Below are 23,186 nucleotides of genomic sequence, written 5' to 3' on the forward strand. Positions count from 1 at the left end.
GCCGGGCCTCAGGGCGCGTCGACCACCAGGTCGGCGTAGTCCGGGTGCCGTTCGATGAACGCGGCCATGAACGGGCAGCGGGGCACCACCCGGCCACCGTTGGCGCGCACCTGGTCCAGCGTGCCCCGGATCAGCGCGGCGCCCACGCCCTGCCCCTGGTAGCGGTCCTCGACCTCGGTGTGCGTGAAGACCAGCACCTCGCCGCGTGGCAGGTACGCGGTGAAGCCGGCCAGCGCGTCGTCGACCAGGATCTCGAAGCGGTGCTTGGCGGGGTTCTCCTCGACCAGGAAGCTCACCGGACCATTGTCCCCTCGCCGTCGGCCAGCCGGTCGAGTTCGGCCAGCAGCCGGTCCACCTCGTCGACCGTGTTGTAGTGGTAGACGCTGGCCCGCACCGCGCCGCCGCTGTCGCGCAGGCCCATGGCCTGGAAGTACTCGTACGCGTAGTAGTCGCCGGAGGAGAGGCAGAGGCCCGCCTCGCCGAGCGCCGCGGCGGTCTCCGCCGGGGTCCGCCCGGCCACCCGGAACGACACCGTGGGGCAGCGCCGGGCGGGCGCGCCGTACACCGTGACGAAGGGTCGGGAGGCCAGCCCGGCGAGCAGCCGGTCGAAGACCGCCTCCTCGTGCGCCTGGGCCGCGGCCAGGCCGGCGTGGACCCGTGCCCGGCGGTCGCCGGTCGCGGCCGGGTCGAGCGACGCCAGGTGGTCCACCGCGGCGGTCACGCCGGCCAGCAGCGGGAAGCTGGGCGTGCCGTACTCGAAGCGGTCCGGGACCGTGTCGGCGGAGGGGAGCAGCTTCGCCGGGCGCAGCGCCGCCCACCGTGCCGGGTCGGCGACCATCGCCGCCAGGTGCGGGCCGGACCACTTGTACGCGCTGGTGACCAGCACGTCCGCGCCCAGTGCGGCCAGGTCGGTGGGGCCGTGCGGCACCGAGTGCACCCCGTCCACGCAGACCAGGGCGCCGACCGCGTGCGCGGTCTTGGCGATCGCCGACACGTCCGGCGCGGTGCCGATCGCGTTGCTGCCGGCGGTCACCGCGACCAGCCGGGTGCGCTCGCCGACCAGGTCGGCGTACTGGCCGGCGGGCAGCTCACCGGTGGCCCGGTCGAACTCGGCCCAGCGCACCGTCGCGCCGGCCGCCTCGGCGGCCTGCACCCAGGGCCGGACGTTGGCGTCGTGGTCCAGCCGGGAGACCACCACCTCGTCGCCCGGTCGCCAGCCGGCGCCCAGCGTCCGGGCCAGCGTGTAGCTCAGCGCGGTGGCGCTGGGCCCGAGCACCACGCCCGACGGGTCCGCGCCGAGCAGGTCGGCGACCGCGGCCCGGGCGTCGGCGACCAGTTCCAGCGCGCGCCGCCCGGGCTGGAAGGCGGTGCTGCGGTTACCCATGGCGGCGCGCATGGCGTCGGTCACCGCCTCGATCACCCCGGTCGGGGTCTGGGTGCCACCGGCGCCGTCGAAGTGGGCGAAGCCCTCGCCCAGCGCGGGATACGACCCCCGCACCCGGGCAACATCAAAAGCCATCCCCGCACCCTAGCTTGCGGGACCGGGAGCGGTGGTGGTGAGCACGTACCGTTGGGGAGGTGACGAACCGACGCGCCATCTTCCCCCCGACCCCCACCCGTCGTGCCGCCGGGCTGCTCGCCGGTCTCGCCCTCGGCGCCGCGTTGCTCGCCGGGTGCAGCTCCAACGGCGCCGACACCGACTGCGGCCTGGACGCCTGCACCATCACCTTCGACCGTGGCGTGGACGCCAGCGCCACCATCCTCGGCGTCGAGGCCAAGCTCATCGGCGCCCAGGACGACCAGGTCACCGTCGAGGTGGCCGGGGAGCAGCTCTCGCTCACCACCGGCCAGCAGGCCACCGAGGTCGGCGGCTTCCAGGTCAGCCTGGACAGCGTCACCGACCAGAACGTCACGCTGCGGGTGGCCCGCAACCCCAACAACTGATCGGATTCGGCCGGGCGGCGGTCGGTGGCGACGGGCGGTGACGTTTGGAAAACTGCACGTCGGGAGATTGAGGGCCCATGTCTCTCACCCGGAACGCCGGAGCCACCGCCGCCCAGGCCAAGAACAGCCGGTGGCTCGAACTGCTGACTCGCGCCGGTTTCATCGGCTACGGAATCGTCCACCTCCTCTTCGCCTGGCTGGCGCTACAGATCGCCTTCGGGAATTCCGGGGAGGAGGGCAACCAGAACGGCGCGCTGCGCACGCTCGGCGAGCAGCCGCTCGGCAAGTTCGTGCTGGTGGTGATCGCCGTCGGCCTCTTCGCCATGGCCATCTGGCAGGCCTCCGAGGCGCTTGTCGGTCACCAGTCCAGGACCGGCAAGGAGCGCACCTTCGAGCGGATCGCCTCGGTCGTCCGGGTGATCATCTTCGTCTGGCTGGGCTGGACCGCGATCAAGGTCGTCCAGGACGCCAGCTCCAACTCCTCGGACCAGCAGCAGCAGCTCACCGAGAAGCTGATGGCCTCCGACGGCGGCCGGTGGCTGGTCGCCCTCGCCGGTGTGGTGCTCGCCGCGGTCGGCATCGGCATGGTGATCTACGGTCTGAAGAAGAAGTTCGAGCGCAACCTCAAGACCGGTGAGATGAGCCCGAAGACCCGCCAGCTCACCCGTCGGCTCGGCATGGCCGGGTACGCCGCCCGGGGCGCCGTCTTCGCCATCGCCGGCCTGCTGATCGTGGTCGCCGCCGTCAAGTACGACCCGGAGAAGGCGCGCGGCCTGGACGCCGCCCTGCGGACGCTGCGCGACCAGGCGTACGGGCCGTGGTTGCTGGCGCTGATGGCGCTCGGCATCGCCGCGTTCGGTGTCTACTGCTTCTTCCAGTCCCGGTACCGCAAGGTCTGAGCCTGGTCGATACCCGGACCGCGGGGCACCATTGGGCCTTTGTGCCCGAATCCGCGCGGGCCGGAGGGAGAGAATGTCGTGCAGAGCTATCTGGTGACCGTCGCCGCCGCGCTCGCCGCGGCGGCGGTCGCGCTGGTGCTGGTCGAGGTGGTGCACCGGCTCACCCGCCGGCTCGGTCGCCGCTCGCTGCTGATGACCGAGCTGACCGAGCACTCGCACCGCGCGTTCCAGGTCGCCGCCACCGTGGTCGGCGTCCAGCTCGCGGTGCGGTTCACCACGCTCTACGCGGTGGGCAGCCCGTGGCGGCAGTTCGTCCTGCACACGCTGGTGCTGGCGATGATCGCCGCGGCGGCCTGGCTGGTGGCCTCGCTGCTGGTGGTGGCGGAGGACACCGCGTTGGCCCGGTTCCGGGTGGACGTGCCGAACAACCGGCACGCCCGTCGGGTACGGACCCAGGTGGTGCTGCTGCGCCGGCTGACCATCGCGGTGATCGTGATCCTCGCCGTCGGCGTGATGCTGATGACGTTCCCGGCCGTACGCGGCGTCGGCGCCGGCGTGCTCACCTCCGCCGGTGTGGTCGGTGTTGTCGCCGCGCTCGCCGCGCAGAGCCTGCTCGGCAACGTCTTCGCCGGCCTCCAGCTCGCCTTCAGTGACGCGGTACGCCTCGACGACGTGGTGGTGGTCGAGGGGGAGTGGGGCCGGATCGAGGAGCTGACGCTCAGCTACGTGGTGGTGCAGATCTGGGACGACCGCCGGTTGATCCTGCCCACCTCGTACTTCACCAGCAAGCCGTTCCAGAACTGGACCCGCACCGAGGCGGCGGTGCTCGGCACCGCCGAGTTCGACCTCGACTGGGCCATCCCCGTGCAGGCCATGCGGGAGGAGCTGCGTCGGCTCTGCGAGGGCACCGAGCTGTGGGACGGCCGGGTCTGCGTGCTCCAGGTGACCGACGCGACCGGTGGGATGGTCAAGGTCCGCGCGCTGGTCAGCGCCGCCGACGCCGGCAGCCTCTGGGACCTGCGCTGTCTGGTCCGCGAGCACCTGGTGACCTGGGTACGCGACCACCGCCCGACCGCCCTGCCCCGGCTGCGTGCCGAGGTGGGCGACGCGACCGGCCCGCTGCCCTGGCAGGTGGTGCAGCCGCGCCGGGCGGCCCGCCGGCCGGCCGACACCGAGGCGCACGACGACGCGCGGGTCTTCGGCGGCAGCGACGACGGGGACGCCCGCAGCGAGGTGTTCGTGGGCCGCGAGGACCACGCCGACGCTCGCCGCTGAGCCGTCGTACCCCCGATCGGAGCCCCCGGCCGCCCGCGCGGCGCCGGGGGTTCTCCGTGCGTGCCGAGCCTGGGGGCGGACGGCCGGGGTTCGTAGCGGGCCGGGCCGGACGGGTTTGCCCGGCCGAGTTCCGGGGACCTGCTGCGCACGCCCCGGATTCCGGCTGGTCGACGCCGGGCGCCGGTGGCGCGCGGCCGGGCCGACCGGCCGCCCCGCGCAGGATTGACGGGCGGCGACTCCGGGCATACAGCGCGGTGATGAAGAAAGGAGGACAGCATGGCTGACGTCGCGAGTCACAGTACGTCCCGGACCGGGCACGAGCCGTCCACCGCGGAACTGGTGCAGCGGGCCACCGAACAGGTCACCCGTCTGGTACGGGACGAGTTGACGCTGGCCCGGGCGGAGCTGACCCAGAAGGGCAAGCACGCCGGGATCGGGATCGGTCTGTTCGGCGGCGGCGGGGTGATGGCCCTCTACGGCGCCGGCGCGCTGGTCGCCACCGTGATCCTGCTGCTGGCGCTGGTCATGCCGGCGTGGCTGGCCGCCCTGATCGTGGCGGTGGCGCTGTTCCTGCTCGCCGGGATCCTGGCGCTGGTGGGCAAGAAGCAGGTCAGCCGTGCCGTCCCGCCGGTGCCGGAGGCGACGGTCCGCAGTGTCCGGGCGGACGTCGACACGGTCACCGCCGCGGTGAAGGACGGGAGGCGGGCGTGACCGGCAACGGGAACGAGAAAGCGAACGGGAACGGGACCCCGGACGTGGCGGCGCTCCGGGAGGAGATCCGCCGGACCCGGGTGGAACTCGGTGAGACGGTGGAGCTGTTGGCGGCCCGGGCCGACCCGAAGGCGCTGGTGCGGCACTCCGCCGAGCAGGCCAAGGCGAAGGTGCGCCAGGAGGCGTCGCTGACCGTCGCCCGGGTGCGCACGCGTGCCACCGAGCGGGCCCGGCAGGTCCGGGCGCAGGCGTACGAGTCGGGTGAGGCGGTCGGGCGCAACCCGTTGCCGTGGGCGGCCGTCGCGGCCGGCGCGGTGGTGACCGTGGTGGTGCTGTTGGTGGTCCGAGGGAGGCGCAGGTGAGCGGCAGGATCGGCAAGGCGGCCTACAAGCCGGTGGGGGTGCTGCTCGGCCTGGCCGCCGGCACGGTCGCCGGAATGATCTTCCGGCAGGTCTGGAAGCTGACGGCGGGCGACGGTGACGCGCCGAGCGCCACCGACGAGGACCGCGGGTGGGGCGAGGTCCTGGCCGCCGCGGCGCTCCAGGGTGCGATCTTCTCGGCGGTGCGCGCCGCCGTGGACCGGGGCGGCGCGGTCGGCGTACGCCGGCTGACCGGGCACTGGCCGGACTGAACCAGCTCGATCGAAGGCCCCTTTCCCATCGCGTGGGAGAGGGGCCCTTCGCGTTTCCGGACCCCGGCCATCCGTCGATCTCCGGACAACTTTCAGGTCACATGTCGGAGAACTTCGTCCGGTAGGCTGTGCGAAGTTTTTGCGTACGTGGTTTGCTGTCTCACGCTGTTGCGAGACGCGTGGGTTGAGGGACGTTCCCTGCACGGGGGCCGCCTCAGGCGCCGCTGCTCGAAAACGGCCAATCGGCCGCACGGCGTGCTCGGCCGCCAGTTTTAGAAGGAGTTGCACATGGCGCAGGGAACCGTGAAGTGGTTCAACGCTGACAAGGGCTTCGGCTTCATCACCGTCGACGGCGGGGGTGCAGACGTGTTCGTCCACTTCTCGGCCATCCAGTCCAGCGGCTACCGCACGCTGGAGGAGAACCAGCGGGTGGAGTTCGAGATCGCCCAGGGTCAGAAGGGTCCGCAGGCCGAGCAGGTCCGCCCCATCTGAGCTGACACCGCGCCGGCCGCGCCGGCCGGTGCACGAAGCCCCGCATCCCGTACGGGAGGCGGGGCTTCTCCGTGTCCCGTACGGCAGGCGTGCCGGTGCGCCTCAGCGGCGCCGGGCCCGCATGCCGAGCCAGAGCGCCACGAACCCGACCAGGACGACCACCGGGCCGACAAGTGCCCAGATCCGCCGGTCGGTCAGCACGCTGCCCTCGACGTAGCCGAGCCCCAGCACGGTCCAGAGCGCGCCGATCACCACCGCCAGCAGGCCCATGGTGAGCCGGAACCAACCCCTCATCGTGCCCCCTCCGACGACGTCCGCCCCACCCCAGCATGCCCGCCGACGCCGGTCGTGGGCGACGCCGCGCCGACGGGCCGGGCCGGTGCGGTCACCACCGGTCGTGCACCTGCGGCCGGATCAGCTCGTCGTAGGTGGCCCGCACGGAGGCCAGCTCCACCTCGGTCAGCGGCGGCTGGCCGGCCGCCTCGGCGTTGCGCCGGGCCTGCTCGGCGGAGCGGGCGCCGGGGATCACCACGCTCACGCCGGGCTGGTCGAGGATCCAGCGCAGCGCGAACTGCGCCATGGTGCGGTCGTCGCCGACCAGTGGTGCGAGCCGGCGTACCGCGGCCAGGCCGAGGTCGTAGTCGACGCCGGAGAACGTCTCGCCGACGTCGAACGACTCGCCGTGCCGGTTGAAGGTGCGGTGGTCGTCCGCCGGGAACGTGGTGTGCTCGTCGTAGCGGCCGGAGAGCAGACCGCTGGCGAGCGGGACCCGGGCGATGACGCCCACCCCGGCCGCGGCGGCGGCCGGCAGCACCCGTTCCAGCGGCTTGTGCCGGACCGCGTTGAGGATGATCTGCACGCTGGCCACGCCGGGTCGGGCGATGGCGGTGAGCGCCTGGTCGCAGGTCTCCACGCTGACGCCGTACCCGGCGATGCGCTTCTCGGCGACCAGCGTGTCCAGGCCGTCGAAGACGCGGTCGTCGGCGAAGACCGCGGTGGGCGGGCAGTGCAGCTGCACCAGGTCGAGCGTGTCGACGCCGAGGTTGGTCCGGGACCGGTCGGTCCAGGCCCGGAAGTTGTCGAGCGTGTACGCCTCCGGCGTCTGCGGCACCCGCCGGCCCATCTTGGTGGCCACGGTCAGCCCGTGGCCCGGGTGGGCCCGCAGGAACCGCCCGATGAGCTGTTCGCTGCGGCCGTCGCCGTACACGTCGGCGGTGTCCAGGAAGGTGACGCCGGCGTCGACGGCGGCGGTCAGCACGTCGAGCGCCGCGTCCTCACTGACCTCGCCCCAGTCGGCGCCGAGCTGCCAGGCGCCGAGTCCGATGATGCCGACGTGCCGGCCGAGCCGGTCGAAGTTGCGCTGTTCCATCCGGTCGAGCCTAGTGAGCGGGTTGCCGTGGCGCTCGTCGGGCCGTACGGTCGTTAGCAAGACGTACGTACGGTTTGGAGGCTGTCATGTGGGATCCGAGCACCTACCTGCGCTACTCCGACGAACGCTCCCGGCCCTTCCACGACCTGCTGGCCCGCGTCGGCGCCGAGCGCCCGCGCGCGGTGGTCGACCTCGGCTGCGGGCCCGGCACGCTCACCGCCGGGCTCGCCGAGCGCTGGCCCGGCAGCCGGATCACCGGCCTCGACTCCTCGCCCGAGATGATCGGCCGGGCCGCCGCCCTGGCCGCCCCGGTCACGTTCGCCGTCGGCGACGCCCGCGACTGGCGGCCGGCGCCGGACGTCGACGTGCTGGTCGCCAACGCGGTGCTCCAGTGGGTGCCCGGCCACCGCGAGCTGCTCACCCGCTGGGCCGTCGAGCTGCCGCCGGACGCCTGGCTGGCGTTCCAGGTCCCCGGCAACTTCGCCGCGCCGTCGCACCGCGCGCTGCGTGAGGTCGCCGGCCGGGACCGGTGGCGCCAGCCGCTCGCCGGGCTGCTGCGCGAGGCCCCGGTCGGTGAACCCGTCGACTACGCCACGCTGCTGACCGGAGCGGGCTGCGCGGTGGACGCCTGGGAGACTACCTACGTGCACCTGCTCCCGGTCGCCGGCGCGGACCACCCGGTGCTGACCTGGATGGAAGGCACCGCGCTCCGCCCCGTCCGGGCCGCGCTGGACGCCGCCGGCTGGGCCGACTTCCGGGCCGAGCTGGGGGCCCGCCTCGCCGAGGCGTACCCGGTGCGGCAGGGTCAGGTGTGTTTCCCATTCCGCCGGATCTTCGTGGTGGCCCGCACCGGCGCCCGCGCAGAGGAGAACCCGTGACCGACCTGTCCACCTTCATCGCCGGCCTGCCCAAGGTGGAGCTGCACGTGCACCACGTCGGCTCCGCCTCGCCCCGGATCGTCGCCGAACTGGCCGCCCGGCACGAGGGGCGCAGCCCCGTCCCGGCCGACCCGGAGGCGCTCGCCGACTACTTCGCGTTCCGCGACTTCGCCCACTTCATCGACATCTACCTGAGCGTGGTGGACCTGATCCGGGACGCCGACGACGTCTGGCTGCTCACCCACGAGGTGGCCCGCGAGCTGGCCCGCCAGCAGGTCCGCTACGCCGAGCTGACCGTCACCCCGTACTCGCACGTGCACCGGGGCATCCCCGCGCCGGCGTTCTGCGAGGCGATCGAGGACGCCCGCAAGCGCGCCGAGGCCGACTTCGGCATCGCGCTGCGCTGGTGCTTCGACATCCCCGGCGAGGCCGGGCTGCCGGCCGCCGAGCAGACGCTGCGCATCGCGCTGGACCAGCGGCCGGACGGGCTGATCAGCTTCGGTCTCGGCGGCCCCGAGATCGGCGTGCCCCGGCCCCAGTTCAAGCCCTGGTTCGACCAGGCCCGCGCGGCCGGGCTCCGGTCGGTCCCGCACGCCGGTGAGACCACCGGGCCGGAGACCATCTGGGACGCGCTGCGCGAGCTGGGCGCCGAGCGGATCGGCCACGGCATCTCCGCCGTGCTCGACCCGGCGCTGCTGGCCCACCTGGCGGAGCGCCGGATCCCGCTGGAGGTCTGCCCCACCTCGAACGTCCGCACCCGGGCGGTGGCCAGCCTGGACGAGCACCCGCTGCCGCAGCTCGTCGAGGCCGGCGTGCCGGTCAGCATCAACTCCGACGACCCGCCGATGTTCGGCACCACGCTCGACGAGGAGTACGCGGTCGCCGCCCGGCTGCTGAAACTCGACCCGCACGGGGTCGCCGCGCTGGCCCGCGCCGCGGTGGACGCCGCCTTCCTGGCGCCGGCCGAGGCGACCCGGATCAAGGCCGAGATCGACGCGTACACGGCGGGCGCGGCGGGCTGACCGACCGGACGGAGAGCGGCGCGCGACGGGAGCGAGGTGTGGGGGGACCGGACTCCCGCCGCGCGCACGGATCCGCCGGCCGGAAGGTGTTACGGGGCGTCCCGGCCGACGGAACTGATGGGTTCTGTCAGAGATCCTGGCATTTCGCGGCGGTGTCGGGGCGGTCGTTAAACCACTCCTAAGGAGAACTTGCGCCGGCCCACAACCAGGGGTCAGCGCGGGCGCGGCCAGCGCCGTCCGGCGCGTGGCTCCCGGGCCTCCCGGGTCATCCGACCCACCAGCCCGAACCGGTTGACCTGCCGGGGCGCCGCAGCCGGATCGGCCAGCAACATCACCACGCTGGCCCCGCCGAGCCGGGCCCGGTCGATGCTCACCGAGCCGTTGGCCTGCAACGCGACCCGCTTGGCGATGTCCAGCCCGAGCCCGGTGGAGCCCTTGTCGCTCTCGCCCCGGCGCAGTGCCCGGTCCGGGTTGGCGATGCCCGGCCCGGCGTCGTCGATCCGGATCGCCACCCAGCCGTCCCGGCGGCTCACCGCCACCTCGAACGCGGTGCCCTGCGGCGTGTAGCGGAACACGTTGCCGATCACCGCGTCCAGCGCGGCGGCCAACTCGGCCCGGGGCACCGGCGCGGGGATGCGCAGTTGCGCCCCGACCACCCGGTGCGGCCGGTTCTGGTCGCCGGCCAGCGCCGACCAGAAGACCATCCGGTCCCGCACCACCTCGCTGACGTCGCAGGACGCCGGTGCGGTCTCCTGGCTGACCGCCTTGCGGGTCGTCTTGATGAGCTGGTCGACCTCGCCCTCCAGCGTGACGATGGCCTGCCGGATCCGCCGGATGCCGCGTCGCCGGTCCAGCTCCGCCTCGCTGAACGTGCCGATGCTGGTGTCGTCGGACTCCAGGGCCTCCGCGTCCAGCCGCAGCGCGGTCAGCGGGGTACGCAGCCGGTGCGACAGGTCGGCGACGAGTTCGTGCTCGTCGGCGCGGAGCGCCACCAGCCGCTCCGCCATCCGGTTGAACGCGTGCCCCGCCTCGGCCAGCTCCCGGGGACCGGCCGGCTCGACCCGTACGCCCAGCTCGCCGTCGCCCACCGCGAGCGCCGCCTTGACCAGGTCGCCGGTGGCGTCCACGGCCCGGGCCGCCACCCGGTCGACCACGATCACCGCGGCGCCGACCAGCGCCAGCGCCACCGCGAGCAGCAGCAGCCACCGCCCACCGCTGCCCGCGTCGAGCACCTCGTCGGGGACGAAGACCTCCACGACGGCCACCCGGTCACCGAGCACCACCGGGTCCAGCCGCAGCACGCCACCGTCCACCTCGGTCACCACCGAGCGCCGCTGCGCGGCGGCGTCGGCCAGCGCGGCGGAGTCGGCACGGCCGGCGGACTCGTCGGCGCCGACGCCGTGCACGACCGGCCGCAGCGCCGGGTCGTCACCGCTGGCCGCCACCGCCCGCCGGACCACCTCCGGGTCGGTGCTGACCGCCAGCGCGCCGGTGACCAGCGCGCCGCGCCGGGCGGCGTCGGCCAGCTTCTCCTCGCGGGACTGGTCCGACAGGGTGATCCCGAGCGGGACGAGAAAGGCGAGCGCGACCAGGCTGCACATGCCGGCGGTGAGCCAGGCCAGCGCCGTCCTCAGTCCGGTGCCACCAGCCGGAAGCCGACCCCCCGCACGGTGCGCAGGTAGCGCGGCTTCGCCGCGGACTCGCCCATTTTGCGGCGGAGCCAGTACAGGTGAACGTCGATGGTCTGGTCCTCGCCGACCGATGGCTGCCGCCATACCTCCTCCAAGAGTTCCCGCCGGGACACTACCCGGCCGGGACGCGCGGCGAGATACGCCAGCAGGTCGAATTCCTTGCGGGTCAGTGCCAGCGCCTCCCCGTCCAGCACCGCGCTGCGCTCGCCGACGTCCACCCGCAGGCCGCCGACCGTGTGCACGGCCGGTTGCACGGTACGGCTGGCCCGGCCGGCCCGGCGCAGCACGGTGGTGATCCGGGCGTCCAGGTGCGCGCCGGTGAACGGCTTGACCATGTAGTCGTCCGCGCCGGCCCGCAGCAACCGGACCACCGACTGCTCGTCGTCGCGGGCGGTGGCGATGATGATCGGCACGTCCGTGATGCCGCGCAGCATCCGCAGCGCGTCCGAGCCGTCCAGGTCCGGCAGGCCCAGGTCGAGCACCACCAGGTCGGGCGTCTCCGCGGCGACCCGGCGCAACGCGTCCAGCGCCGTGCCGACCGCGTGCACCGCGTGGCCCCGGTCGGTCAGCGACCGCAGCATCGCGCCGCGGACGACGTGGTCGTCTTCGACCAGCAGGACGGTTGCCACGTCAGCACCGTACTCGGCGTGGCAAGTCGGTCGCGTTGCGGCAGGCCGGGGAACCGGGCAAGCTGGAACGGCGATGACGTTCACCCTCTTCCCCGACGCCCGCCTCACGCTCGCCCGCGACGCGCTGGCCGGCCTGTCGGTGGGCGACGCGCTCGGCTCCCAGTTCTTCGTGCCCGGCCGGCACCCGGCCGACCTCGCCGAGGGCCGGCTGCCCGCGCCGCCGTGGGAGTGGACCGACGACACCGAGATGGCCTGTTCCGTGGTGGCCGAGCTGGCCGCCGCCGGGCGGATCGACCGGGACCGGCTGGCGCTGGCGTTCGCCGAGCGCTGCGAGCCGTACCGGGGTTACGGCCCGGGCGCGGTGACCGTCCTGCGGCTGATCCGCACCGGCACGCCGTGGCCGGTGGCCGCCGCGTCGGCGTTCGACGGGCAGGGCTCCTGCGGCAACGGCGCGGCCATGCGGGTGGCCCCGCTCGGCGCCTGGCACGCCGACTCCACCCGGCGCGCCGCCGACCAGGCCCGGGCCTGCGCCGAGGTGACCCACGCGCACCCGGAGGGGATCGCCGGCGCGGTGGCCGTGGCGGTGGCCGCCTCGCTGGCCGCCCGGGCCCGCCTCGACGGCGACCGGCCCGAACCGGCCCGCCTGCTCAACGCCGTGGCCGGCGCGCTCGACCCGGCCGGCGAGGTGCACCGGGGCGTCCGCCGGGCCGCCGCGATGCTCGGTCGCCCGACCGTCGAGGTGGTCGACGCGGTGGGCAACGGCTCGCGGGTCACCGCGCAGGACACCGTCCCCTTCACGCTCTGGGTCGCCGCCACGCTGCTGGCCGACTACCCGGCCGCGATCCGCGCCTGTGTGGAGGCGGGTGGCGACGTGGACACCACGGCCGCGATCGTCGGCGGCGTCGTCGCCGCGTACGCCGGGGTCGGCACGCCCGGCGGCGTCCCGGAGGGCTGGCTGACGGCGCGCGAGCCGCTGCCCGGCTGGCTCACCGCCCCGGCCTGACCCCACCCCGTCGGTGCTCCGGCGGGGCTCACCCGGCGCCGATCCGTGCCCGTCACGCTCCTCGCGCCCGCTGTGCCGCCCGCGCCCGTCACGCCCGCTGTGCCGCCCGGGCTCGTCATGTTCGCTGTGCCGCCCGCGCGCGGTGCCGCCCCCGGCGGCTGCCGCCGGTCCCGCCATTACCGTGAGTGACGGCCCGGTGGGGCATGGCGCGGAGAATCGATATACCTCAGCGTCATAATTATGACTCCGAGGTATATCGCTTGGCGGACTTACTGTCCCCGCGGCGCGACACGCCGAAGAATTGCCGTCCCGACACGCCCGCAAGCTCACGCGGGCGGGCGCGCGCCGCCGACCGGGACGGGCTCGACCATGGTCACGCCGTCGCCGTCGCCCTCGCCGTCCGCCGCGCTTCGGTGCGGCGCGGGGTCGACCGGGGGTCCGTCGGCGGTGGGGGAGTCGGGTCCGGGCGACAGGGTCATGGTGCCGCGTCGGCGGCGGCTGAGCAGCCAGCCGATCGCCCCGCCGCCGGCCAGGCCGGCGAGCAGGCCACCGCCGAGCAGCAGGTCCGCGCTCGGCCCGTCGTCGGCCGCCGGCGCCGCGGCGGTCACGTCGGCCGGCGCCGGGTCGCCCGGCGCGCCGTGGCCGCCGTGCGCGCCACCGGCCGCACCGGCATCGCCGCCGTGCGGGGCGGCGCCCGACAACGGCGGCAGCAACGCGACAGTCGGCGCCGGGTGCGCGCCACCGGCCGGGTCCGCCCAGCGGACCACCGTGCCGTCGGCGTACGTCTGCACCACGGTGAAGGTCAGCCGGTCGGTGGCCGGCATCGGGCCCATGCCCAGCGGCAGCCGGACCGTCCCGGCGCCGCCACCGGGCACCCGCAGCCAGGTCACCGCGTGCGTCACCTGGTTCAGCTCGGCGGCGTGGATGCCGGCCACCGGCTGGTCCAGGGTGCGGGTGGTGATGGTCGGCGCCCAGTCCGGCACGGACAGCGGGTAGACCTCGCCGATCGGCGCGTCCGCCGGCATGGTCAGCTCGATCTTGCTGGTCCGGGTGCCGGGGCGGTCGGCGGGCACCACCACCGACAGCTCGATCGCGTCGCCCTGGCGCACCTCGCCGGGAGAGGTCGTGACGGTCACGCCGGCGGCGGCGGCCGGGCCCGGCCAGCTCACCGCTCCGGCCAGCGCGGCGGCCAGCAGCGACGCCGCCCACCGGCCCTGACGGGTCATCCTCATGGTCGTCCCCATCCTCGTCGACTGGGGTCGGTTCCGGCTCCGGCCCCACCCGGTAGTTCGGCCGGGACGGCGGAAAGGTTCAACGCGGCGGGGAAGTCGTGACCGGCGGGCCGGCGTCGGCGTCGGCGTGGTCGGGGTGACCGATAGCATCGCAGGGGCCGGTCCCCGGCAGATCCGTACCGTCGACGACAGGAGTCACCGTGTCCGCACCCCGTACCCCCGCCGTGGCCGACCCCGTCGTCGTCGCCGCCGGGACCACGGCGGCCGACGCGGTGGCCGCGGCCGGCCTGCCCACGACCGGGCCCAAGGCCGTCGTGGTGGTCCGCGACCCGCGCGGTCAGCTCCGCGACCTGGACTGGGTGCCGGCCGAGGAGACCACCGTCGAGCCGGTGGCGCTGAACAGCCCGGCCGGCCTGGAGGTGCTGCGGCACTCCACCGCGCACGTGCTCGCGCAGGCCGTGCAGGACGTGTTCCCGGAGGCGAAGCTCGGCATCGGCCCGCCGATCGAGAACGGCTTCTACTACGACTTCGGCGTCGACAAGCCGTTCCAGCCGGACGACCTGGCGAAGCTCGAGAAGCGGATGCAGGAGATCGTCAAGTCCGGCCAGCGGTTCCGCCGGCGGCGCTTCGCCAGCCTCGACGAGGCCCGCGCCGAGCTGGCCGCCGAGCCGTTCAAGCTGGAGCTGATCGAGGTCAAGGGCGAAGGGCTGGACTCCTCCGAGGTGATGGAGGTGGGCGGCGGCGAGCTGACCATCTACGACAACCTCGCCGCGAACGAGGAGAAGGTCTGCTGGTCGGACCTGTGCCGGGGCCCGCACCTGCCGAACACCCGGCTGATCGGCGCGTTCAAGCTGATGCGCTCCGCCGCCGCGTACTGGCGTGGCTCCGAGAAGAACCCGCAGCTCCAGCGCGTCTACGGCACCGCGTGGCCGACCCGGGACGAGCTGAAGGCGTACCTGAAGTTGTTGGAGGAGGCCGCCCGGCGCGACCACCGCAAGCTCGGCGCGGACCTCGACCTGTTCAGCTTCCCCGACGAGATCGGCTCCGGCCTGCCGGTCTTCCACCCCAAGGGTGGCGTGCTCAAGCGGGTGATGGAGGACTACGTCCGCACCCGCCACATCGAGGAGGGCTTCCAGTACGTCGGGACGCCGCACATCTCCAAGGAAGGTCTCTTCCACACCTCGGGACACCTGCCCTACTACAAGGACACGATGTTCCCGCCGATGGAGATGGAGGGCAGCGACTACTACCTCAAGGCGATGAACTGCCCGATGCACAACCTGATCTACCGGTCGCGCGGGCGGTCCTACCGGCAGCTCCCGATCCGGCTGTTCGAGTTCGGGTCGGTCTACCGGTACGAGAAGTCGGGCGTGATCCACGGGCTGACCCGGGTGCGCGGCTTCACCCAGGACGACTCGCACTCCTACTGCACCCGCGAGCAGGCGCCGGCGGAGATCAAGCACCTGCTGGGCTTCGTGCTCAGCCTGCTGCGTGACTTCGGCATCGACGACTTCTACCTGGAGCTGTCCACCCGCGACGACACCCGGCCGGACAAGTTCGTCGGCACCGACGAGGACTGGGCCACCGCCACCGCCGTGCTGGAGGAGTGCGCCCGGGAGACCGGCCTGGACCTGGTGCCCGACCCGGGCGGCGCGGCGTTCTACGGCCCGAAGATCTCCGTACAGGCCAAGGACGCCATCGGCCGGACCTGGCAGATGTCGACGATCCAGTACGACTTCAACCAGCCGAAGGGCTTCGGGCTGGAGTACCAGGCCGCCGACGGCACCCGGCAGCAGCCGGTGATGATCCACTGCGCGAAGTTCGGCTCGATCGAGCGGTTCATCGGCGTGCTCACCGAGCACTACGCGGGCGCGTTCCCGGCCTGGCTCGCGCCGGTGCAGGTGGTCGGTATCCCGATCCGCGACGACCACGGCGACTACCTGGAGGAGTTCGCGGCGACGCTGCGCCGGCACGGGATCCGGGCCGAGGTCGACCTGGGCGACGACCGGATGCAGAAGAAGATCCGCAACGCGCAGCAGCAGAAGATCCCGTTCATGGTGATCGCCGGCGACGACGACGTGGCCGCCGGCACGGTCTCGTTCCGCTACCGGGACGGCTCGCAGCGCAACGGGGTGCCGTTGGCCGAGGCGGTGGCGCACGTCCGCGAGGTGACGGAGTCCCGCACCAACAGCGGCCCCAGCGCCGCCTGAGCGGCGGCGCTGTTCAGCGGCGGTGGGGCGCGGATCGTAGGATCGCCGGTGTGACAGGGGTGGAGCGGCACACGGACAGTGGCCTGGCGGACGGGCTGGACCGGCTCTGGACGCCGCACCGGATGACCTACATCTCCGGCGACGACCGACCCGAGGGCGGGTACGAGAAGCCGACCGGCTGCCCGTTCTGCCTGGCCCCGGGCCGGCCGCCGGAGGAGAGCCTGGTGGTCGCCCGGGGCGAGCACGTCTTCGCGGTGCTCAACCTCTATCCCTACAATCCGGGCCACCTGCTGATCTGCCCCTACCGGCACGTGGCCGACTACACCGAGCTGGACGCGCCGGAGACGACCGAGCTGGCCGCGTTCACCAAGGACGCCATGCGGGTGGTCCGGCGCACCTCCAGCGCGCACGGGTTCAACCTGGGCATGAACCAGGGTGGCGTGGCCGGTGCGGGCATCGCCGCGCACCTGCACCAGCACGTGGTGCCGCGCTGGGGCGGCGACGCCAACTTCATGCCGGTCATCGGCCGCACCAAGGTGTTGCCGCAGTTGCTCGCCGACACCCGCGCCCTGCTCGCCGAGGCGTGGCCTGCCTGACTCGGCGCGGCCGGCCCCGCACCGGCGCGACTCAGCGCAGCCGGCCCCGGACCCGGGCGAGTCGGCGGCGGGCCCCGGTGGCGGTCCGCTGGGCCGCCGCGGCCCGGTCGGCGGCGAGTTCCGCGCGGACCGCGAGCTGACGCAGCCGACGCTGCACCATCCGGTCGCCGTGCCGCGCGATCCACAGGCAGACCCCGGCCAATGGCAGCTCGACCAGCACCGCCAGCACCACCGACACCACCAGGTCCGGCCCGGGCGGCGTGGTCGTCACGTCGAACCAGGCGTCCACCGCGAGCATGGTCGCGGTGGCGGCGGCCGCGAGCACCACCTGCCGGTTTCCCCGGTACGCGTGCCAGGCGGTCAGCCCGAGCAGCGCCACCAGGCCCAGGTCGAAGCCGACCCAGGCGGCCCGGTAGTGCACCGTGACCTGGTGCCGGGGCAGGGTGAACGCCAGGTAGCCGATCCAGGGCAGGGTGAGCACGGCCAGCGCCACGAACGTGGGCGCCACCCAGCGCGGCGCCGGGCGTACCCGCGCCGCCTCGTCGACCTGATCCACCGACGTCTCCATGCGCGCCTCCCGGCCCCGGTGGTGCCCGCGTCACCGGGCTCGGCAAACCCGATGGTCACCCCTCGACAGTACGATCTTGCGCATGGCCCTGTTGCACCGCGCGGAACTGCGCCCCTCGAAGTTGGAGCTGCTCGCCGGGTGGCTGCCCGGCCGGCCCTGGTTCACCGGCGGCGCCGACGGGCCGGTGACCCGGGTGGCGGCCTACCGGTTCGACGACCCGGCCGGCGAGGTCGGCATGGAGACGCTGCTCGTGCGCGCCGGAGACGGGCCGGTGCTCCAGGTGCCGCTGACCTACCGGGGTGCCCCGCTGCCCGGCGCGGAGCGGTTCCTGGTGGGCGTGGTCGAGCACTCGGTGCTCGGCCGCCGCTGGGTGTACGACGCCTGCGGTGACCCGGTATACCCGCCGGCGCTGGCCGCCGCGGTGCTCGCCGACGCGGGCCAGGCGGAGGAGCACTTCGAGGTCGACGGCGAGCGGGAGGTGCGGGCCCCGAGCATGACCGTGTCGGGCAGCCGCGTCGACCGCGCGCTGCCGGCCGGCCCGGTCGACGAGGTGGTGGACGGCGATCCCACAGTGATCCGCGTCGACGGGGTGGAGCTGGCCCTGGTCCGCCGGCCCGCCCCGGCCGACACGCAGGCGGCGGGCCGGCTCACCGGCGCGTGGCCGGGCCGGGACGCGCCGGTGCTGCTGGCCTACGCCCGCTGACTCCCGGCCGTTGCGGGCCCGCGGTTCGCGGCCGGGCGCCGAGTGCCGGCGTTCCGGCCCGCTTCGACGTGCGGTGCTCGACGGTGTGGCGCTCGACGATCGATCGCTCCGGAGCGATATGACGAGGAGTCATAACTATGACTCTGCGGTATGTCGGTTACTCGGCGACGCTTCCCCCGCTGGCGTCACGGAGTGTGACGAAATTCCGGTACACCCGGTGACGAACGGGCCCGCCCGTGCCGGGAAGGTGACAGGATTCGGCGATGGCAGTCAGCACGCGGCCGCTCGGCCGTAGCGGCATCGAGGTGAGCGCGCTCGGCATGGGGTGCTGGGCGATCGGCGGCCCGTGGGCCGAGGGCGCCCGCCCGTTGGGCTGGGGAGCGGTCGACGACGACGAGTCGGTCCGGGCCGTCCGCCGTGCGCTCGACCTCGGCGTGACGCTCTTCGACACCGCCGACACGTACGGGGCCGGGCACGGCGAGCGGGTCCTCGGGCGGGCCCTCGCCGGCCGGCGCGACGAGGCGGTGATCGCCACCAAGTGGGGCTACACGTTCGACGAGCGCACCCGGCAGGCCACCGGCGAGAACGCCTCGCCGCAGTACCTGCGCCGGGCGGTGGTCGACTCGCTGCGCCGGCTGGGCACCGACCGGATCGACCTCTACCAGCTCCACCTCGGCGACCTGCCGCTGCCCCGGGCCGAGGCGCTGGTCGGCACGCTGGACGAGCTGGTCGCCGCCGGCCTGATCCGGGCGTACGGCTGGAGCACCGACCGGGCCGACCGGGCCGGCGCCTTCGCCCAGGTGGCGCACGGTGCCGCCGCCGTGCAGCACGCGCTGTCGGTGCTGCGGGACGCCCCCGCCATGCTGGCCGCCTGCGACAAGCACGACCTGGCCAGCCTGGCCCGGGGGCCGCTCGGGATGGGACTGCTCACCGGCAAGTACACGCCGGAGTCCACGCTGCCCCGCGACGACGTGCGCGGCCTCGGGCCGACCTGGCTGGAGTGGTTCCGCAGCGGCCGGCCGGCCCCGGAGTGGCTGCGCCGGGTGGCCGCGGTCCGGGACGCGCTCACCGCCGACGGCCGCACCCTGGCCCAGGGCGCGCTCGGCTGGATCTGGGCGCGCAGCGACCGGGCGGTGCCGATCCCCGGCGCCCGTACGGTCGCCCAGGTGGAGGAGAACGCCGCCGCGCTGGCCCGGGGCCCGCTCGCCCCGGACCAGTTCGCCGAGGTCGAGCGCCGACTCGCGGCGGTCAGGTCGGCCGCCCGCCGCGACGCCGACCGCCCGCACTGGCCGATGCCCCCCGTCCCCACCGTCCGCCCCTGACACCTCCCCCGCTGACCACCCCGGGAGGGGGTGGGGGATTTAGGGGTGGGGGGTGGACTCCTTGACGGCCTGGTCGGCCAGGTGCGGGGGCATGGGGTCGTGGCGGGCGAACTCGCGGCGGAACGTGCCGGTGCCGGCGGTCATCGCGCGCAGCTCGACCGCGTACCGCAGCAGTTCGGTGGCGGGCACCTCGGCGCGCACCAGCGTCCGGCCCTCGGCGTCCGGGTCGGGCTCGGTGCCCAGCACCCGGCCGCGCCGGCCGGACAGGTCGCCCATGACCGCGCCGACCGAGGAGTCGGGCACCCGGACGACGACCTCGTCGACCGGTTCGAGCAGTGTCGGCCGGCCCTTCTCGGCGGCGTCGCGCAGCGCCAGCGCGCCCGCGGTCTGGAACGCGGCGTCGGACGAGTCGACGCTGTGCGCCTTGCCGTCGACGAGCGTCACCCGCAGGTCCACCACCGGGAAGCCGGCGACCAGGCCGCGTTCCATCTGCGCCCGGACGCCCTTCTCCACCGACGGGATGTAGTTGTGCGGGACCGCGCCGCCGACCACCCGGTCGACGAACTCGAAGCCGGCGCCCCGGGGCAGCGGCTCCACCTCGAGGTCGCAGACCGCGTACTGGCCGTGGCCGCCGGACTGCTTGACGTGCCGGCCGTGCCCCCGGGAGGCCGCGGTGAACGTCTCCCGCAGCGACACCCGGACCGGCTCGGTGTCCAGCTCGACGCCACCGCCGCGCAGCCGGTCGAGCACCACGTCGGCGTGCGCCTCGCCCATGCACCAGAGCACCAACTGGTGGGTCTCCGGGTTGCGCTCCAGACGCAGCGTCGGGTCACCGGCGACCAGCCGGGACAGGTTGCGGGCCAGCGCGTCCTCGTCGGCCCGGCTGCGCGCCACGATCGCCACCGGCAGCAGCGGCTCGGGCATCTCCCAGGGCGCGATCAGCAGCGGATCGTCCTTGGCGGACACCGTGTCGCCGGTCTCCGCGCTGCCCGACTTGGTGATCGCGCAGAGGTCACCGGCGACGCACACCGGCACCTCGCGCAGCGTCGCGCCGAGCGGGCTGTAGACGTGCCCGACCCGCTCGTCGGCGTCGTGGTCCGGGTGGCCGCGCTCGGCCAGGCCGTGCCCGGACACGTGGACCACCTGGTCGGGGCGGAGCGTGCCGGAGAAGACCCGGACCAGCGAGACGCGCCCGACGTGCCGGTCCACCGTCGTCTTGACCACCTCGGCGACCAGCGGGCCGTCCGGGTCGCAGGTCAGCGGCGGGCGGGGCGAGCCGTCCAGCCCGGTGACCGCCGGCAGGTCGTGCTCCAGCGGCGACGGGAACGCCGAGACCAGGCCGTCGAGCAGCGCGTCCAGCCCGACGCCGGTCTCCGCGCAGACCGGCACCACCGGGTAGAAGTGGCCGCGGGCGACCGCCGTCTCCAGGTCGGCGATGAGCACCTCGGGGTCGATCTGCTCGCCGCCGAGGTAGCGGTCCATCAGGGTCTCGTCCTCGCTCTCCGCGATGATCCCCTCGATCAGCTCGTCGCGGGCCTCCTGGATGGCCGGCAGGTGCTCCGGGTCCGGCTCGCGCACCGCCGGCGGCAGCCCGCCGGAGTAGTCGAACACCCGGCGGGTGATCAGGCCCATCAGCCCGGCCACCGACTCGCCGTCGTCGCCCAGCATCGGCAGGTAGAGCGGGAGCACGTTGTCGCCGAAGACGCGCTGGCAGAGCGCCACCGCCTCGTCGAAGTCGGCACGCGGGTGGTCCAGCCGGGAGACCGCCACCGCGCGCGGCATGTCCACCGCGGCGCACTCCTCCCAGAGCGCGGCGGTGGCGGCGTCCATCCCGTCGACCGCGGAGACCACGAACAGCGCCGCGTCGGCGGCGCGCAGCCCGGCGCGCAGCTCGCCGACGAAGTCGCCGTAGCCGGGCGTGTCCAGCAGGTTGACCTTGACGTCGCGGTGGACCAGCGGGGCGCAGGCCAGGCTCACCGAGCGTTGCTGGCGGACCGCGGCCGGGTCGTGGTCGCAGACCGTGGTGCCCTCGGTGACGGCGCCGGCCCGGCCGATCGTGCCGCTGGCCGCGAGCAGCGCCTCGACCAGCGTGGTCTTGCCCGCGCCGGAGTGCCCGACGAGCACCACGTTGCGAACCCCGCCGGGCTCGGTCACCACCGGCGCGCCGCCGGTGACACCCTTCTCGTGACTCTTCTGCGCCATCGCGGCGCACCTCCCTCAACCGGTGGTGGTGGCGACCGCCGCGGGCGACGGGAGCGGACCCCCGGGGTGGGCGCCGCGGCGATATCTTCCGGTGGACTCCTGCGGGACGGGAACGCCGACCGTGATCCGGTGAACTGGCTCACCTCCCACGCTCGATCTCACACCCGCGCCGGTGCCGGCACAAGGTCCGCCGGGCGGGTCGTCCGCCCGGCTGTGTCCCCGGTCCCGGCCGGCCGTTATCGTGGGACCGCCATGGCGAAGATCTTCCAAGTGACGGCCCGAGCGGGCATGACCCGCGTCGTGGAGCCGATCGCGCGCGGACTGCTCCGCGCGGGCGTGTCCCCCAACGCGGTCACCGTGACCGGCACCGTCGGCGTGCTCGTCGGCGCGCTCGGCTTCGGCGCGCGCGGCCACCTGGTCGCCGGCGCGCTGATCGTCACGGTCTTCGCCCTCACCGACCTGCTCGACGGCACGATGGCGCGGATGAGCGGCGGCTCCACCCGGTTCGGGGCGTTCCTCGACTCGAGCATGGACCGGGTCGCCGACAGCGCGGTGTTCGGCGCGGTCGCCTACTGGCTGGCCACCCAGCAGCAGTATTCCGGCGTGGCCGCCGCGCTGGTCTGCCTGGCCGCCGGCGGCCTGGTCTCCTACGTCAAGGCCCGCGCCGAAGGGCTCGGCATGACCTGCAACGTGGGCATCGCCGAGCGCACCGAACGGCTGCTCATCGTGGGCGTCGGCGGCGTGCTCACCGGCGTCGGGCTGGACCGGGCCCTGGAGGTCGCGCTCTGGCTGCTCGCCGCCGTCTCGATCTTCACGGTGGGGCAGCGGATGGCGCACGTGTACCGGCAGGCCCAGCGGGTCGGCGCCGAGTGAACCTCACCGAGGCGGGCTACATCGCGGGCTGGCGCCTGGTCCGCGCGCTGCCCCGGCCCGTCGCGGCCGCGGCCTTCCGGGCGGGCGCCGACCGCGCCCACCGCGGCAACGGCGGCGGTACGCGTCGACTGCGCGCCAACCTGCGCCGGGTGGTCGGCCCGGAGCTGCCCGACGCCGAGCTGGACGCGCTGGTCCGCGCCGGCCTGCGCTCGTACGCCCGCTACTGGCTGGAGGCGTTCCGGCTGCCCGGCCTGAGCCGGGCGGAGATCCTCGCCGGGTTCCGCCTCGACGGCGCGGAGAAGCTCGCCGCGGACGTGGCGGCCGGGCGGGGCGCGGTGGTGGCGCTGCCGCACGCCGGCAACTGGGACGCGGCCGGCGCCTGGGTGGCGGCCACCGGCTGGCCGATGACCACGGTGGCCGAGCGGCTCAAGCCGGAGGGCGTCTACGAGCGGTTCGTCGCGTTCCGGGAAGGGCTGGGGATGGAGATCCTGCCCACCCACGGCGGCCCGCGTCCGCCGTTCGACATCCTGGCCGACCGGCTGCGGGCCGGCGCGGTGGTGCCGCTGCTCGCCGACCGGGACCTCTCCGCCCGGGGCGTCGAGGTGGACTTCTTCGGCGGCCGGACCCGGATGCCGGCCGGCCCGGCGCTGCTGGCGCTGCGCACCGGCGCGCCGCTCTACGTCGCCTCGATGTGGTACGAGCCGGACGCCGCCTGCGCCTCGATCGAGGGCCCGCTGGCGCTGCCGGAGCCGGACAGCGCCCCGCTGGACGCCCGGGTCAAGCTGGTGACCCAGCGGATAGCCGACGGTCTGGCGGCGGGCATCGCCCGGCATCCGCAAGACTGGCACATGTTGCAGCGGATGTGGCTGGACCAGGGACCGGCCGGGGCGCCGACGTCGGCGCAGCCGCCGGCCACCACCGGGACGGTCTAGGGGG

Annotated in this window: 25 protein-coding genes; 16 read left to right on the plus strand and 9 right to left on the minus strand. The window is 74.4% G+C overall.

The features are described 5' to 3' along the window. Nucleotides 1–8 precede the first annotated feature (8 nt). Nucleotides 9–296: a GNAT family N-acetyltransferase gene (locus TPA0908_RS18275; protein ID WP_281939550.1), complete on the minus strand. Its 288-nt coding sequence runs from the start codon at nt 294–296 to the stop codon at nt 9–11. Continuing rightward, nucleotides 293–1,519, minus strand: coding sequence for a cysteine desulfurase-like protein (locus TPA0908_RS18280; protein ID WP_281939552.1), 1,227 nt, complete (start codon nt 1,517–1,519; stop codon nt 293–295). The genes TPA0908_RS18275 and TPA0908_RS18280 overlap by 4 nt, the downstream gene beginning before the upstream one ends. A 59-nt stretch (nt 1,520–1,578) precedes the next feature. On the opposite strand from TPA0908_RS18280, the gene TPA0908_RS18285 reads away from it, so the two are divergent. The 7 genes from TPA0908_RS18285 to TPA0908_RS18315 all read left to right on the plus strand — a co-directional run bounded on the left by TPA0908_RS18285 (nt 1,579) and on the right by TPA0908_RS18315 (nt 5,952). Continuing rightward, nucleotides 1,579–1,944, plus strand: coding sequence for a hypothetical protein (locus tag TPA0908_RS18285; RefSeq protein WP_281939554.1), 366 nt, complete (start codon nt 1,579–1,581; stop codon nt 1,942–1,944). 77 nt (nt 1,945–2,021) lie between these two features. Beyond that, nucleotides 2,022–2,843, plus strand: a complete 822-nt coding sequence (locus tag TPA0908_RS18290) for a DUF1206 domain-containing protein (RefSeq protein ID WP_281939557.1) — start codon at nt 2,022–2,024, stop codon at nt 2,841–2,843. 78 nt (nt 2,844–2,921) lie between these two features. Beyond that, nucleotides 2,922–4,118 (plus strand): mechanosensitive ion channel family protein, encoded by a 1,197-nt coding sequence (locus TPA0908_RS18295; protein ID WP_281939559.1) that lies wholly within the window; start codon nt 2,922–2,924, stop codon nt 4,116–4,118. Between the two features lie 276 nt (nt 4,119–4,394). After that, nucleotides 4,395–4,829: a phage holin family protein gene (locus TPA0908_RS18300; RefSeq protein ID WP_281939561.1), complete on the plus strand. Its 435-nt coding sequence runs from the start codon at nt 4,395–4,397 to the stop codon at nt 4,827–4,829. Beyond that, nucleotides 4,826–5,191 (plus strand): DUF3618 domain-containing protein, encoded by a 366-nt coding sequence (locus TPA0908_RS18305; protein WP_281939563.1) that lies wholly within the window; start codon nt 4,826–4,828, stop codon nt 5,189–5,191. Before TPA0908_RS18300 ends, TPA0908_RS18305 begins: the two co-directional genes overlap by 4 nt. Continuing rightward, on the plus strand, nt 5,188–5,460 hold the full coding sequence (locus tag TPA0908_RS18310; protein WP_107160738.1) for a DUF4235 domain-containing protein: 273 nt from the start codon (nt 5,188–5,190) through the stop codon (nt 5,458–5,460). The genes TPA0908_RS18305 and TPA0908_RS18310 overlap by 4 nt, the downstream gene beginning before the upstream one ends. Nucleotides 5,461–5,748: 288 nt before the next feature. Then, nucleotides 5,749–5,952, plus strand: coding sequence for a cold-shock protein (locus TPA0908_RS18315; RefSeq protein WP_091424054.1), 204 nt, complete (start codon nt 5,749–5,751; stop codon nt 5,950–5,952). A 102-nt stretch (nt 5,953–6,054) separates the two neighbouring features. Here TPA0908_RS18315 and TPA0908_RS18320 read toward each other — a convergent pair whose 3' ends face one another. Both TPA0908_RS18320 and TPA0908_RS18325 read right to left on the minus strand, forming a co-directional pair. Further along, the gene (locus tag TPA0908_RS18320) at nt 6,055–6,246 is read right to left on the minus strand and encodes a hypothetical protein (protein ID WP_281939568.1); all 192 of its coding nucleotides are present in this window, start codon (nt 6,244–6,246) and stop codon (nt 6,055–6,057) included. A gap of 91 nt (nt 6,247–6,337) precedes the next feature. Further along, nucleotides 6,338–7,321: an aldo/keto reductase gene (locus TPA0908_RS18325; protein ID WP_281939570.1), complete on the minus strand. Its 984-nt coding sequence runs from the start codon at nt 7,319–7,321 to the stop codon at nt 6,338–6,340. An 86-nt stretch (nt 7,322–7,407) separates the two neighbouring features. On the opposite strand from TPA0908_RS18325, the gene TPA0908_RS18330 reads away from it, so the two are divergent. After that, nucleotides 7,408–8,199 carry a trans-aconitate 2-methyltransferase gene (locus TPA0908_RS18330; RefSeq protein ID WP_281939573.1) on the plus strand — a complete coding sequence of 264 codons (792 nt, stop codon included), beginning with the start codon at nt 7,408–7,410 and terminating at the stop codon, nt 8,197–8,199. Next, nucleotides 8,196–9,221 (plus strand): adenosine deaminase, encoded by a 1,026-nt coding sequence (locus tag TPA0908_RS18335; protein WP_281939574.1) that lies wholly within the window; start codon nt 8,196–8,198, stop codon nt 9,219–9,221. The genes TPA0908_RS18330 and TPA0908_RS18335 overlap by 4 nt, the downstream gene beginning before the upstream one ends. Nucleotides 9,222–9,433: 212 nt before the next feature. Here TPA0908_RS18335 and TPA0908_RS18340 read toward each other — a convergent pair whose 3' ends face one another. Together TPA0908_RS18340 and TPA0908_RS18345 are read right to left on the minus strand one after the other, a co-directional pair. After that, nucleotides 9,434–10,822, minus strand: coding sequence for a HAMP domain-containing sensor histidine kinase (locus TPA0908_RS18340; RefSeq protein WP_281939575.1), 1,389 nt, complete (start codon nt 10,820–10,822; stop codon nt 9,434–9,436). Nucleotides 10,823–10,851: 29 nt separating this feature from the next. Beyond that, nucleotides 10,852–11,541 (minus strand): response regulator transcription factor, encoded by a 690-nt coding sequence (locus TPA0908_RS18345; RefSeq protein WP_107160748.1) that lies wholly within the window; start codon nt 11,539–11,541, stop codon nt 10,852–10,854. 73 nt (nt 11,542–11,614) lie between these two features. Here TPA0908_RS18345 and TPA0908_RS18350 point away from each other — a divergent pair, with 73 nt between their 5' ends. After that, complete coding sequence (locus TPA0908_RS18350) at nt 11,615–12,544, plus strand: ADP-ribosylglycohydrolase family protein (RefSeq protein ID WP_281939576.1); 930 nt, start codon at nt 11,615–11,617, stop codon at nt 12,542–12,544. Between the two features lie 326 nt (nt 12,545–12,870). Here the strand turns inward: TPA0908_RS18350 and TPA0908_RS18355 are convergent, their stop codons facing one another. Beyond that, entirely contained in the window at nt 12,871–13,776 is a 906-nt protein-coding gene (locus TPA0908_RS18355; protein ID WP_281939578.1) for a DUF1775 domain-containing protein, read from the minus strand. Nucleotides 13,777–13,976: 200 nt separating this feature from the next. Between TPA0908_RS18355 and thrS the strand changes: the two genes are divergently transcribed. Together thrS and TPA0908_RS18365 are read left to right on the plus strand one after the other, a co-directional pair. Beyond that, complete coding sequence (gene thrS / locus TPA0908_RS18360; protein WP_281939580.1) at nt 13,977–15,986, plus strand: threonine--tRNA ligase; 2,010 nt, start codon at nt 13,977–13,979, stop codon at nt 15,984–15,986. A 50-nt stretch (nt 15,987–16,036) separates the two neighbouring features. Further along, nucleotides 16,037–16,582: an HIT family protein gene (locus TPA0908_RS18365; protein ID WP_281939582.1), complete on the plus strand. Its 546-nt coding sequence runs from the start codon at nt 16,037–16,039 to the stop codon at nt 16,580–16,582. 31 nt (nt 16,583–16,613) lie between these two features. On the opposite strand, the gene TPA0908_RS18370 is transcribed toward TPA0908_RS18365, so the two are convergent. Continuing rightward, nucleotides 16,614–17,150: a hypothetical protein gene (locus TPA0908_RS18370; protein WP_281939584.1), complete on the minus strand. Its 537-nt coding sequence runs from the start codon at nt 17,148–17,150 to the stop codon at nt 16,614–16,616. 82 nt (nt 17,151–17,232) lie between these two features. On the opposite strand from TPA0908_RS18370, the gene TPA0908_RS18375 reads away from it, so the two are divergent. Both TPA0908_RS18375 and TPA0908_RS18380 read left to right on the plus strand, forming a co-directional pair. After that, nucleotides 17,233–17,853: a CG0192-related protein gene (locus TPA0908_RS18375; RefSeq protein ID WP_281939586.1), complete on the plus strand. Its 621-nt coding sequence runs from the start codon at nt 17,233–17,235 to the stop codon at nt 17,851–17,853. Nucleotides 17,854–18,116: 263 nt separating this feature from the next. Further along, the gene (locus TPA0908_RS18380; protein ID WP_281939588.1) at nt 18,117–19,175 is read left to right on the plus strand and encodes an aldo/keto reductase; all 1,059 of its coding nucleotides are present in this window, start codon (nt 18,117–18,119) and stop codon (nt 19,173–19,175) included. 39 nt (nt 19,176–19,214) lie between these two features. Here TPA0908_RS18380 and TPA0908_RS18385 read toward each other — a convergent pair whose 3' ends face one another. Continuing rightward, nucleotides 19,215–21,377 (minus strand): elongation factor G-like protein EF-G2, encoded by a 2,163-nt coding sequence (locus TPA0908_RS18385; protein WP_281939589.1) that lies wholly within the window; start codon nt 21,375–21,377, stop codon nt 19,215–19,217. Nucleotides 21,378–21,629: 252 nt separating this feature from the next. On the opposite strand from TPA0908_RS18385, the gene pgsA reads away from it, so the two are divergent. Then, on the plus strand, nt 21,630–22,250 hold the full coding sequence (gene pgsA, locus TPA0908_RS18390; RefSeq protein ID WP_281939590.1) for a phosphatidylinositol phosphate synthase: 621 nt from the start codon (nt 21,630–21,632) through the stop codon (nt 22,248–22,250). Beyond that, nucleotides 22,247–23,182 (plus strand): phosphatidylinositol mannoside acyltransferase, encoded by a 936-nt coding sequence (locus TPA0908_RS18395; RefSeq protein WP_281939592.1) that lies wholly within the window; start codon nt 22,247–22,249, stop codon nt 23,180–23,182. Before pgsA ends, TPA0908_RS18395 begins: the two co-directional genes overlap by 4 nt. Nucleotides 23,183–23,186: the final 4 nt, after the last annotated feature.

It is taken from the genome of Micromonospora sp. AKA38 (assembly GCF_027925725.1).
Classification (GTDB): Bacteria; Actinomycetota; Actinomycetes; order Mycobacteriales; family Micromonosporaceae; genus Micromonospora.